The sequence below is a fragment of the Flavobacterium sp. A45 genome (assembly GCF_002001005.1).
In the GTDB taxonomy this organism is placed as follows: Bacteria; Bacteroidota; Bacteroidia; order Flavobacteriales; family Flavobacteriaceae; genus Flavobacterium.
In genome coordinates this window covers 221,115-233,989 of record NZ_MUNX01000146.1, presented here as the reverse complement: position 1 = coordinate 233,989, position 12,875 = coordinate 221,115, and the positions used below count along the sequence as shown (strand labels likewise).

Sequence of the window (12,875 nt, the reverse complement as noted above, 5' to 3'; positions counted from 1 at the left end):
TATTTAATTTCGAATTTTACTTTCTTCTAGCAGAAAAAAATTGTTTCATCAACTCCGAAGCTTCATTCGCCAAAACCCCACCAACAACGGCAGTCTTGGGATGCAGTTGTGTTCCCATTTTCATAAAACCGCGGTGTTCGTCACTGGCGCCATAAACAATTTTGGTAATCTGGCTCCAGTACAAAGCGCCGGCGCACATCTGGCAAGGTTCCAGTGTTACGTAAAGTGTGCAATCTTTCAGGTATTTTCCGCCAAGGAAATTAGCAGCGGCGGTAATGGCTTGCATTTCGGCATGGGCAGTAACATCATTAAGTAACTCGGTTAAATTATGGCTCCGAGCAATGACGGTATTATTGACCACAATAACAGCTCCAACAGGAATTTCGCCTTTATCAAAAGCCATTTCGGCTTCCTGCAAAGCTTTCTTCATGAAGTACTCGTCGGTGAAAGGGTTTATCATAGTTGCAAAAATAAGAATTCAATTTGTACATTTGCTTTATGCCTGACAATTTACTTCAACATATCAACAATCCTGCCGAATTACGCTTAATTAACGAAGCGTTACTTCCTCAATTGGCACAAGAATTACGTGATTTCATCATCAATATTGTTGCCACAAAAGAAGGTCACCTAGGCGCCAGTCTTGGCGTGGTAGAGCTAACAATTGCTTTGCATTATGTTTTTAACACTCCCGAAGATTTATTGGTTTGGGATGTGGGACATCAAGCTTACGGGCATAAAATCCTGACTGAAAGAAGAACCACTTTTCATACCAACCGTCAATTAAACGGTATTTCCGGTTTTCCAAAAAGAAGCGAAAGCATTTATGATACTTTTGGCGTAGGCCACTCCTCCACTTCTATTTCGGCAGCACTCGGAATGGCGATTGCGTCCAATTTAAAAGGTGATTTCCAAAAACAGCATATTGCGGTTATCGGAGATGCTTCAATAGCATCAGGAATGGCATTCGAAGGTTTGAATCACGCTGGAGTTACCGATGCTAATTTATTGGTAATCCTCAACGACAATGCAATCGGAATTGACCCAAGTGTGGGCGCACTCAAAAAATATCTCACTTCCGTAAAAGACGGAAAGAATCCAAGACAGAATAATATGATTCGGTCATTGAATTTCGATTATTCAGGACCAATTGACGGCAATGATCTTTTTGCGGTGATCAAAGAATTGAAGCGTCTGCAAAAAATAAAAGGCCCGAAGTTCCTGCATATTATTACCACCAAAGGGAAAGGTCTCCAACAGGCCGAAGAAAATCAGGTAAAATATCACGCTCCAGGTAAATTTGATGCCACAACTGGCGAAATCATCCCAAAACAGGAAGAAAATTTACCTCCAAAATACCAAGATGTTTTTGGATTAACCATATTAGATTTGGCCAAAAAGAACGAAAAAATTGTTGGCATAACTCCGGCAATGCCATCTGGAAGTTCGTTAAAATTCATGATGGACGCTTTTCCAAAACGCGCTTTTGATGTAGGAATTGCAGAACAGCATGCTGTGACTTTGGCAGCTGGAATGGCTACCCAAGGAATGATTGTGTATTGCAATATTTATTCCACTTTTTTACAAAGAGCTTATGACCAAGTGATTCACGATGTAGCTTTGCAAAATTTACCGGTTATTTTTTGTCTGGATCGAGCCGGTTTGGTTGGTGAAGACGGCGCCACTCATCATGGCGTTTTTGATTTAGCTTACCTGCGGTGCATTCCAAACATGATTATTTATGCACCCTTGAATGAAATTGATTTACAGAATATTTTATATACCGCACAATTGGGGTTAAATCATCCTATTGCGGTTCGTTATCCTCGTGGTCGAGGTGTGATTAAAGATTGGCAAACATCCAATTTTGGCAAATACGAAACTATCGAAATTGGAAAAGCAAAACTGCTAAAAAACGGATCAAAAACAGCTGTATTATCAACTGGCGCAATTGGCTGTAATGTAACATTAGCACTTACCAAAATACAACAGCCTGAAAATTTTGCGCATTATGACTTTGCCTTTATCAAACCACTTGATGAAAAGCTGCTGCATATTATTTTTAACCAATATGAAACTTTAATTACTATTGAAGATGGTGTAATCAAAGGAGGATTTGGGAGTGCTGTTCTAGAATTTGCCGCAGCCAATAATTATAATTCTAAAATACAGCTTTTAGGAATTCCAGATTCATTTATTGAGCAAGGCACCGTTGATGAACTACAACAATATTGTGGTATTTCCGTTAATAGTTTAGAAATAATTTTTTCAAGTTATTGAAATTAACTATTTTGCAACCTTAAAACACCACAGACTTACTATGAATTTTGCAACTAAACCCATTTTAATTCTATTCCTACTGTTTTCAATATGTGGTTTCGCACAAATTAGAATAATTACCAGTAAAGCGGATACCATAAACGCAAACAAAATTGATCAGGCTCTTACAACCATCATAACTTCAAAACCAGACACTATTTCCTATTGGTCCAACAAAAATCTTTTAGGTATTGACATTTCAGAAATTGCCTTTGTCAATTGGAGCGCAGGGGGAACTAGTTCAATAACTGGACTGATAAGAGGGCATCTTAAACGAGATTATAAAGACGACAACCAAGTTTGGTCAAATGAACTTATTTTTAGATATGGCATGAACAAACAGGAAGGAATTGAACTCAGAAAAACAGATGATGTTTTTAAAATCAATTCCACATATGGATACAGAACGGATACCTCATCAAATTGGTATCATTCGGCCAAATTCAACTTCAATACCCAATTCACGGATGGATATAATTATCCAAACACCAAAGATCCTATTTCAAAACCATTTGCACCAGCATACACCTTTTTAGGTATTGGCTCTGATTACATTTATAAACCTGAAAAATTTAATGCTTATATTTCTCCTTTAACATTAAAAAGCACGCTTGTACTTGACCAAGATTTAGCCAATGCCGGGGCCTATGGTGTTAAGAAGGCGGTTTATGATGCACAAGGCAATTTAATTATAGAAGGAGATCGTTCGAAAACAGAACTTGGCATACTAGCATCTTCTTATTTTGAAAGAGAAATTTTCACAAACATTACTATAAAAAACCGTTTGAATTTATATACGGATTATCTGCATAATTTTGGAAACATAGATGTTGATTGGCAATCTTACGCGGATTTAAAAGTGAATGAATACATAAAAGCAAACGTTGGTTTCAATTTGGTTTATGACGAAGATATTGATGTCATTAAAGAAGAAAATGGCGTAAAAATCAATGAAGGAGCAAAAGTCCAATTGAAACAAGTATTGGGAATTGGCCTTGAATATGTTTTTTAAATCAAAAAACTAAAACAAAATGCCCTCAAGCAGCAAACTGTTTGAGGGCATTTTTGTCTTCATTTTTAAAATCTAACTTTTTGCCGCGGTTATTGTTTTGTAAAACAACAATGCATTTCCATCTGTGAGCATTGAAACAAAGTGACAAATATGAAGCAATCTTTCGTATAGATTTTCTTTTTCCAAATGATGCTTTTCGGGCAACATTTTCAGAATAAGATTATCATAATTAGACATTTTTCCTTCGAATTTATTATTGAAAGCCGTTACGAATTTATCCAAAAGCGTTTGTATAATTTGATATCCAACAATTTCCTTTTCTACCACTTCACGGCTTTGATAAATGTTCTTCACACTAATCTTGATGATATCGTCCATTTGGGCTTTGTACTTGCTTTTATCGGTTAAGGAAAAAGGAAATTTACCTTGCATAATTGCCTCTTCATTTTCAATAAAAACTTTTACTGCATCGTTGATTAAACTTCCAATGGCAAGTGCTCGTAAATAACTGATTCGGTCTTCTTTGGTTTCTAAAGTCTTGTATTTAGAAGTATCAATGCTGTCTTTTACCAATTTAATTAAATATTCCAAAGCAAAATCTTCGGAAACCAAACCTAAATTGATTCCGTCTTCAAAATCAATTATGGTGTAGCAAATATCATCTGCCGCTTCAACAAGATAAGCTAAAGGATGTCTTTCAAAACCAATATCATTTCCTGTTTTATTGGTTATCATTCCCATATCGGTAGCGACTTCCTTGAAGAAAGCTTTGTCGGTTTGAAAAAAACCATATTTCTTGTCGGCTATGTTTTTAGTTGGCTTTTTAGGCAAACTCTCTTTTGGGTATTTCATAAAAGCACCAAGGGTAGCATAGGAAAGTCTGATTCCACCTTCAACACCAGGACGCGAACTGTTCAAAACCGAAAAGCCATTGGCATTTCCTTCAAAATCTATCAGGTCTTGCCATTCTTTAGCTGACAATTGATCTTTGTATTTAAGTCCATTTCCTATCGAAAAATATTCGCCAATCGCTTTTTCACCCGAATGTCCAAATGGTGGATTCCCAATATCGTGTGCCAAAGATGCCGCAGCCACAATAGCTCCAAAATCATTCATCTGATAACCGTGAACTTCCTGTAAATATGGATATTTCTCTAATATTTTTTTTCCTACCAATCGTCCCAAAGAACGCCCAACAACCGAAACTTCCAAACTGTGAGTTAAACGAGTATGCACAAAATCGGTTTTGGAAAGCGGAATCACCTGTGTTTTGTCCTGTAAACTTCTAAAAGCGGAGGAGAATATGATTCGGTCATAATCGACTTCAAAGCCCAAACGGGTTTCGTCTTGTTCGATTCTTAGTCTTTTGCCTGTATCTCCTTGTCGTTTTAGTGATAATAATTGTTCCCAGTTCATGATGTATTTTTCGGATTTGTTTTCAAAGATAGAGAAATAGATAGATTTTAAAAACAAAAGTAATTTTACAATCAACAAATGTTTTTGTACCAAAACCTTCGAATTACATACTATTCAACTTGAAGTTATTGTTGCTTTTTCATCTCTGCCTCAATGATATTATTTTTCACTTCTTTCAGTAAATGATTTTTCGCTTCCGCAAAAGCCACATCATAGATGCGGGTTACATCCTGAAATTCTACAGGATATTTGACAAGCAACTTTGTGTAGTAATTATCCAAAACTTCTTTGGAAGGAGCAGTAAATTCCAGTTGCATTTCAAAACGACGAACCAAGGCTTCGTCAATCATCTGGATTTGATTGGTTGCAGCAATTAAGACTGATCGATTGGGGAAATTATCTATAAGCTGAATAATCGAGTTCACGACCCGTTTCATCTCGGAACTGTCTTTATTGTCGTAATCCCGAATTTGACCTAGGGAATCAAATTCATCGAAGAATAAAACGGAACTTTCGTATTGTACTTCCTTGAATAAACCTTCAATATTCTTGGAGGTTTCGCCCAATTTGGAGGAAACAATGCGTGAGAGATTGACAATGATTAATTTTTTGTCCAGTTTTCTGGCAATTGCTTTTGCAGTCATTGTTTTGCCACAGCCAGTTTTGCCGTGCAACAGTATTTTATTAACCACAGGCAACTCGTATTGCTCCAAAACGGAACGAAACTGATATTCCTTCAAGAACTGATTGATTTGCTCGGAAACGGCGTCATTGAACACTACATCTTCAAGATGAACAATACTTCGGTCTGTAAAATATAACAAACTCAAATGGATTGGATTTTAAAAAATGTTTTTACTCAAAACCCTAGCCTTTTAGACCAGTTTTTAGGAGAGCGGGAGGTATGAAAAACACCAATAACAATAATTTCATTTTTTTCAAACTTATAATGTATTCCATAAGGGAATCTTGTAATAAATCTAACTTTTATATTTTTATACTTTTTTTGAAATGATTCTGGATTTCTTAAAACAGTATCAATTCCAGCTTCCAAGCAAAGTTCAAAATCATAGGAAAGTCCTATTCTTTGTTCTTCATACCAAAGAACAATATCTTCAATATCAAATAACGCTTCTTTTACGAAATGAATTTTATACACTATCGAATAGATTTCAAATGATTTTTAACCTCATCCCATGTATATAATTCTGTTTTCCCGTCTTCTAAATTTTTTATTCTAACATCTAATTCTCTTTTCACATCATCAGAAATCTCTAAATCCTTCTTAGAAACACTGTCCCACAATTGCTCAGCTAGAACAATTTTTTCTGCATTGCTGTATTTAGATAAATTTTTAATTTCCATAATCCCTTTTATTAGTATTGAATACTACAAATTTACACAAATTTAATTATGAAAACGAATGTGTTTTAGCCCCGATTGCAGTGGAAATCCTTTTTATTTTTCTTTAAAAATAAAAAGATTGAAACGGAAAGCGGGATTAGCTCCTAAAAAAAAACAGCTATCATTTACGACAGCTGTTTCTCTTTATTCTTTGTTCTTTAATCTATTTTCTGATTAAGATCCACACATTTCGCAATCGTCTGGACCAGCATTTTTAGCTAATTCAATCATTGCTCTGTATTCTTCAGCAGTCATTTGAGTTTCTACTACTTCAACCGCCTCAAGAACTCTAGCTTGTGGCTTAGAATCTGGAATAACTTCCTCTTTTTTATCGTTGTTCAAAGTAAACTTAATCGCATCAACCGCTGCTTTGGTTCTCAAATAATACATTCCTGTTTTCAAACCAGATTGCCAAGCGTAGAAGTGCATTGAAGTCAATTTAGAATAATTGGCATCTTGCATAAACAAGTTCAATGATTGTGACTGATCCACAAAATAACCTCTTTGACGAGACATGTCGATAATGTCTTTCATTGACATTTCCCAAACGGTTTTGTATAATTCTTTTAAATCCTGCGGAATGATATCAATATTTTGAACCGATCCATTGTGACGCATGATTTCTTGTTTCAAGTTCTCATTCCACAATCCAAGTCTTACTAAGTCATGTAATAAATGTTTGTTTACCACAATAAATTCTCCAGACAATACACGTCTTGTGTAAATATTAGAAGTATATGGTTCGAATGCTTCATTGTTACCCAAAATTTGAGAAGTCGAAGCTGTTGGCATTGGCGCAACCAATAATGAGTTACGAACACCGTTTTTCACCACTTCTTTTCTAAGCGAAGCCCAGTCCCATCTTCCTGATAATTCTTCGTCTTTCATTCCCCACAAATTGTGTTGGAATTCTCCGTTTGACATTGGAGAACCTTTGAAAGTAGAATAAGGACCTTCCTCGATTGCCATTTCCATAGATGCGGTACAAGCAGCGAAATAAAGGGTTTCGAATATTTCTTGATTTAATGTTTTGGCATCGTCACTTGTAAAAGGCAAACGCAACATGATAAAAGCATCGGCAAGTCCTTGCACTCCAAGACCGATTGGTCTGTGACGCATATTGGAATTTTCAGCTTCTTTTACAGGATAGTAATTTCTGTCGATTACTCTGTTCAAATTACGAGTCACACGTTTGGTAACATCGTATAATAATTGGTGATTGAATTTCCCGTTTTCAACGAACATTGGCAACGAAATAGAAGCCAAATTACAAACCGCCACCTCATCACTTGAAGTAAATTCCATAATCTCAGTACACAAATTCGAAGAACGAATAGTACCTAGGTTTTTTTGATTTGATTTTCTGTTGGCAGCATCTTTGTACAACATATAAGGAGTTCCAGTCTCAATTTGTGATTCTAGGATTTTCTCCCATAATTCACGCGCTTTGATGGTTTTTCTACCTTTTCCTCTAAATTCGTAATCGGTATATAAAGCTTCGAATTCTTCTCCATACACATCATACAAACCTGGACATTCATTAGGACACATCAAAGTCCAAGTAGAATCTTCCTGTACACGTTTCATAAACAAATCCGAAGTCCACATCGCGAAGAACAAATCTCTTGCACGCATTTCTTCTTTTCCGGTATTCTTTTTCAAATCCAAGAAATCAAAGATATCTGCATGCCAAGTTTCGATATAGATAGCAAAGCTTCCTTTTCTTTTTCCACCACCTTGATCCACATAACGAGCAGTATCATTAAACACTCTCAACATTGGTACAATTCCGTTTGAAGTACCGTTTGTCCCACGAATATAAGAACCAGTCGCACGAACATTATGTATAGAAAGTCCAACTCCTCCCGCTGATTGTGAAATTTTTGCAGTTTGTTTTAAAGTATCGTAGATACCATCAATGCTATCATCCTGCATTGCCAAAAGGAAACAAGAAGACATTTGAGGTTTTGGAGTACCTGCATTAAACAAAGTAGGAGTTGCGTGAGTAAAGAACTTTTTAGACATTAAGTCGTAAGTCTCCATTACCGATTTCAAATCGTCTAGGTGAATCCCCACAGAAACACGCATCAACATATGTTGCGGACGCTCTACGATTTTTCCGTTTATTTTCAATAAATACGAGCGCTCCAGTGTTTTAAAACCAAAATAATCGTAGTTAAAATCTCTATTATAGATAATATGTGAATCCAAAAATTCAGCATTTTCCATAATCACTTTATGAACCTCTTCGGCTAATAAAGGTGATTCCTGGTTGGTCCTTGGATTGATGTAATGAAACATTTCATTCATCGTTTCCGAGAATGATTTTTTGGTATTTGAATGTAAGTTTGATATTGCAATACGAGCTGCCAATTGTGCATAATCGGGATGAGCAATGGTCATTGATGCAGCAGTTTCAGCAGCTAGGTTATCAAGTTCAGATGTAGAAACCCCATCATACAAACCTTCGATAACTCGCATAGCAACTTTAACTGGATCTACCAATTCGTTCAAGCCGTAACATAATTTTTTGATTCTCTCTGTAATTTTATCAAACATTACAGGTTCTTTGTGGCCGTCTCTTTTTACTACATACATACTTTTATCAATTTTTTAATTAATGAATTGTGATTTACGAATAGTAGGAATTCATAATCCATTTTTTTACTCACTGTCAATCCATAACCCATTTCGATATTTTGTTTCATCGCATAAAATGAAATGAAACAAAACGCCGTCATTTGACCCGAAATTAATCAGGCTGAATTAACTTAGCTTTTAGATTTGGGGAATCAAAAACTATTTAATTATAATTATTTTTATTTTTTTTAGTGCTATCAAATACTATAGAAAATATTTGAAATTCAAAACTTCATTCTAAAAATCGGCGTCAAAGCTAATTTTTTGGGAATCACCTTCGGTAACTTTAACCCCTGATTTTTGATATTCGGCAACTTTTTTCTCAAAGAAATTAGTTTTCCCTTGAAGTGAAATCATATCCATGAAATCAAACGGATTGGCAACATTGTATTCTCTGTCACAGCCCAATTCAACCAATAATCTATCGGCAACAAATTCTAAATATTGAGTCATTAAACCTGCATTCATTCCGATCAAACTTACTGGAAGTGATTCGGTGATAAATTCTCTTTCAATGTTCAAAGCATCAACGATAATGCTTCTTATTCTTTCTTTTGGTACTTTATTAATCAAATGGTGATTGTGTAAATGCACTGCAAAATCACAGTGAACTCCTTCATCACGAGAAATCAGCTCATTAGAGAAAGTCAATCCTGGCATCAATCCTCGTTTTTTCAACCAATAAATAGAACAAAATGCTCCTGAAAAGAAAATCCCTTCTACTGCAGCAAAAGCAATTAGTCTTTCAGCAAAAGAATCGGATTCGATCCACTTTAAAGCCCAATCTGCTTTTTTTCTAATGGCTGGAAAAACATCCAAAGCATTGAATAAATCAGATTTTTCAGTTTCGTCTTTTACGTAAGTATCTATCAAAAGTGAATAGGTTTCACTATGAATATTTTCCATCATGATTTGGAAACCATAGAAAAATTTAGCTTCAGCATATTGTACTTCATTAACAAAATTCTCCGCTAGATTTTCATTAACAATTCCATCCGAAGCTGCAAAAAAAGCTAAAATATGCTTTATAAAATAACGCTCGTCATCATTTAGTTTATTATTCCAGTCGTTTAAATCTTGTGACAAATCAATTTCTTCAGCAGTCCAAAAACTAGCTTCCATACTTTTATAAAACTCCCAAATATCCTGGTGTTTAATTGGAAAAATCACGAAACGATTTTTGTTTTCTTGTAAAATTGGTTCTATTTGAGACATTTGTACTGTTTGTTTATTTTGATTTTTATACTGAAAATAGATGCGAAATTTGAATTACAAAGATTGTGAATTAATGTTGTTATTAAAAGCCAAACTTATTCACAATACCTCATAGTTTTTAACAAATAAGAAAAAACCCTTATTTAATTGCTGAATAATTAACATACTGATTAACAATACTTTAATTATGGACAAAAGATACAAACTCCCGTAAAATATAGGAATTTTAAAAGATAAGAAATAGAAATTTAGTGTTAGATTTTACAAACCTTTTTTTAAGTCTTCGGCCACTTTTTCAAGTTCCAAATACCAATCTTCACCAAAGCGACGAATAAGCGCTTCTTTGACAAATTTATATACTGGAACTTCGAGTTCTTGCCCTAAAGAACAGGCAGCATCACAAATATCCCATTTGTCATAATTAACAGCTGCAAACTCGGTGAAATCTTTAACTCGTATTGGATATAAATGACAGGAAACAGGTTTTTTCCAATCTATTATACCTTGATTGTAGGCTTGTTCGATTCCACAAAGAGCTGTTTTCCCGTCAAAAATAACGTAGGCACAATCTTTATTGTCAATTAGAGGTGTTTCAAGATCTCCATCTGCACCATTTATCCAAGTTCCTTGCGCTTCTATAGCTTCAATTCCTTGTTTTCGTAAAAATGGTTTTACTTTTGGATATATTTCCTCCAATATTTTTGTTTCTGCCAAGCTCAATGGCGCTCCTGCATCGCCATCGACGCAACAAGCTCCTTTGCAAGCTGACAAATTACAAACAAATTCTTTTTCGAGTATATCCTCTGAGACGATGGTTTTTCCTAGTTGAAACATTTTGCAAAGGTAACCAAAGATTCAAGAAATAAAAAACACTCCCGAACATAAGTCCCAAAACAGAACAAATTAACACATTGCAACTATTTTACTTACATAAATGTATAATCTGCTTTATTGAACATATAAGCGCTTTTCTCTAGGCTAATACATTTCATAGTAGTCACTTTTCCTTTATTTTTCAAATCTTTCATATTCATATCCATCAACAAGGTTTTCTCATCGGGTTTGAAATACCCTGCTAAAGCATCAGGCATTTTCCAATTTTTTTGATTTTTAAACATATCCCCAAAACTCACTTTGGCTTCATTTGTGTAATAAAAAATGATATCGTATTCATCATTTGTCGCCTGAATTCCTTTGCAGTTGTACCCTAGAAATGTTTTATTCGGCAATGTTTTATAAGTAAATTTCGACTTCTCTCCCTCCTTTTTAGCCATTTCCGCATAATCAGGCATTTTTGAAGCCGAAGCCATCTTATCTTTGCCACTACCAAAACAACTTACCGTAATCCTATTTTTGGTATCCATAATCATCAACATGCTTTGCCCTTCACCCTGCCCGACATTGAATCCAAAATAAGAAGCATTGGGTTCTAGTAGATAATCCACATTCATGGCCTTGCCATCATCACTTTTAATTTCCATAATGTATTTCCAACTAAAAGCATACGAATTTGGAACTTCCGAAGCATCTACTTTATTTTTGCCGTAACCCAAAATCGCTTCATTCATATTTACATTTTGGTTTACACTTTCTTCTAAAGCTTTATCTGTTGCATTGCCCGCCTTTTGTGAAGCTTTATTCAGAGCTTTTTGCTCCGCAGCTTTTTGAATCTGTTTCCAAATTTGAGCCTGTGATCTATCAAAGGAAAACAACAGAACCAAGAGTACTATAACAAAACTCATTTTTTTCATAATCGTTACATTTAAATTACAAACAAATTTACTAATTGATTTTCAGTAAGTTAAATATTTTAACGTTTGATTTCTCCTATTTTTATAATTCAATAAAAAGCTAAAAAACTGACGTCACAATCATTTAATAATAGAAATCCCAAAATAAAAAAAATAACCGTATTTTTGAATACCAAAAAAACACCCTAACTTTTTCTAAAAATAGGCACTTATGATGGACTTCAATTTAAAAGAAATAATAACAGTAGGAATGGTACTTTTTGCCGTAATTGACATAGTAGGATCTATTCCAATCATTGTGGGATTGAGAGCCAAACACGGCCACATTGAATCGGAAAAAGCAGCTTTGGTAGCTGGATTGATTATGATATTGTTTTTATTTATTGGAGAGGAATTTTTAAGCCTAATCGGAATTGATGTTCATTCATTTGCAGTAGCGGGTTCTTTTGTATTATTCTTTTTGGCTTTAGAAATGATTTTAGGTATTCGCATTTATCGAGACGAAGAAGCGAGTTCTGCCTCAATTGTGCCATTGGCATTTCCATTAATTGCTGGTGCAGGAACCATGACCACTTTACTTTCTTTGCGCTCGCAATTTCACACCATAAATATTGTCCTCGCCATTGTAGTAAACATTATATTGGTTTACATCGTTCTAAAATCATCCGGGAAAATTGAAAAAATGCTAGGACAAAATGGACTTGGCGTAATTCGTAAGACTTTTGGTGTAGTACTTTTGGCAATAGCTGTTAAATTATTCGCAGCTAATGTTAAAGGTTTGTTCGTCTAAAAAAAAATATTATAAATTTACCCCCTAAATATTTTATTCGTTAAAGATTACAGCCCATTTTAAGCATTTTTTATTTCTAAATTGACTCAAAAAATCTTTGACTTTTATAAAAAAATAAACCTATGAAAATTTTCACTAACATTTTAGTGCTTTTAGCAGTTGCGCTTCTTATTTTCAACATTACTTTAATTGATTTTCAAAATCCATTTAAAGGAGATAGCGTGGTGGCATTCGTTGGTGTGGTCGCTTCATTTTGTGCAGTATTAATTCTTCTTATTTTTAGAATGTCTAAAAAAATAGTTGAAAAAATGAACGACAACGCATAACT

General features: G+C 34.7%; 13 protein-coding genes. 4 read left to right on the top strand and 9 right to left on the bottom strand.

Annotation, left to right across the window (positions count from 1 at the left end):
- Window positions 1-16: 16 nt before the first annotated feature.
- On the bottom strand, window positions 17-460 hold the full coding sequence (locus B0E44_RS17455) for a nucleoside deaminase (protein WP_077378279.1): 444 nt from the start codon (window positions 458-460) through the stop codon (window positions 17-19).
- 38 nt (window positions 461-498) lie between these two features.
- On the opposite strand from B0E44_RS17455, the gene B0E44_RS17450 reads away from it, so the two are divergent.
- A complete protein-coding gene (locus B0E44_RS17450; protein ID WP_077378276.1) occupies window positions 499-2,280 on the top strand; it encodes a 1-deoxy-D-xylulose-5-phosphate synthase in 1,782 nt (593 codons plus the stop codon).
- 40 nt (window positions 2,281-2,320) lie between these two features.
- A complete protein-coding gene (locus B0E44_RS17445) occupies window positions 2,321-3,331 on the top strand; it encodes a DUF3078 domain-containing protein (protein ID WP_077378273.1) in 1,011 nt (336 codons plus the stop codon).
- Window positions 3,332-3,403: 72 nt separating this feature from the next.
- Here B0E44_RS17445 and B0E44_RS17440 read toward each other — a convergent pair whose 3' ends face one another.
- From B0E44_RS17440 to B0E44_RS17405, 8 genes are all read right to left on the bottom strand, one after another.
- Window positions 3,404-4,747, bottom strand: coding sequence for a deoxyguanosinetriphosphate triphosphohydrolase (locus B0E44_RS17440; RefSeq protein ID WP_077378270.1), 1,344 nt, complete (start codon window positions 4,745-4,747; stop codon window positions 3,404-3,406).
- Between the two features lie 125 nt (window positions 4,748-4,872).
- The gene (locus tag B0E44_RS17435; protein ID WP_077378267.1) at window positions 4,873-5,577 is read right to left on the bottom strand and encodes an AAA family ATPase; all 705 of its coding nucleotides are present in this window, start codon (window positions 5,575-5,577) and stop codon (window positions 4,873-4,875) included.
- Window positions 5,578-5,606: 29 nt separating this feature from the next.
- On the bottom strand, window positions 5,607-5,906 hold the full coding sequence (locus B0E44_RS17430; RefSeq protein ID WP_165688824.1) for a type II toxin-antitoxin system RelE/ParE family toxin: 300 nt from the start codon (window positions 5,904-5,906) through the stop codon (window positions 5,607-5,609).
- Window positions 5,906-6,112, bottom strand: a complete 207-nt coding sequence (locus tag B0E44_RS17425; protein ID WP_077378260.1) for an addiction module protein — start codon at window positions 6,110-6,112, stop codon at window positions 5,906-5,908. The genes B0E44_RS17430 and B0E44_RS17425 overlap by 1 nt, the downstream gene beginning before the upstream one ends.
- A 213-nt stretch (window positions 6,113-6,325) precedes the next feature.
- Window positions 6,326-8,749 carry a ribonucleoside-diphosphate reductase subunit alpha gene (locus B0E44_RS17420; protein WP_077378257.1) on the bottom strand — a complete coding sequence of 808 codons (2,424 nt, stop codon included), beginning with the start codon at window positions 8,747-8,749 and terminating at the stop codon, window positions 6,326-6,328.
- A 279-nt stretch (window positions 8,750-9,028) separates the two neighbouring features.
- Window positions 9,029-10,006, bottom strand: a complete 978-nt coding sequence (locus B0E44_RS17415) for a ribonucleotide-diphosphate reductase subunit beta (protein WP_077378255.1) — start codon at window positions 10,004-10,006, stop codon at window positions 9,029-9,031.
- Between the two features lie 261 nt (window positions 10,007-10,267).
- Window positions 10,268-10,840, bottom strand: coding sequence for a DUF3109 family protein (locus B0E44_RS17410; RefSeq protein ID WP_077378252.1), 573 nt, complete (start codon window positions 10,838-10,840; stop codon window positions 10,268-10,270).
- Window positions 10,841-10,932: 92 nt separating this feature from the next.
- Window positions 10,933-11,757: a hypothetical protein gene (locus B0E44_RS17405; protein ID WP_077378249.1), complete on the bottom strand. Its 825-nt coding sequence runs from the start codon at window positions 11,755-11,757 to the stop codon at window positions 10,933-10,935.
- Window positions 11,758-11,971: 214 nt separating this feature from the next.
- Between B0E44_RS17405 and B0E44_RS17400 the strand changes: the two genes are divergently transcribed.
- Window positions 11,972-12,547: a MarC family protein gene (locus B0E44_RS17400; protein WP_371594887.1), complete on the top strand. Its 576-nt coding sequence runs from the start codon at window positions 11,972-11,974 to the stop codon at window positions 12,545-12,547.
- Between the two features lie 122 nt (window positions 12,548-12,669).
- Window positions 12,670-12,873 (top strand): hypothetical protein, encoded by a 204-nt coding sequence (locus tag B0E44_RS17395; protein WP_077378243.1) that lies wholly within the window; start codon window positions 12,670-12,672, stop codon window positions 12,871-12,873.
- The last annotated feature ends 2 nt before the right edge of the window (window positions 12,874-12,875 follow it).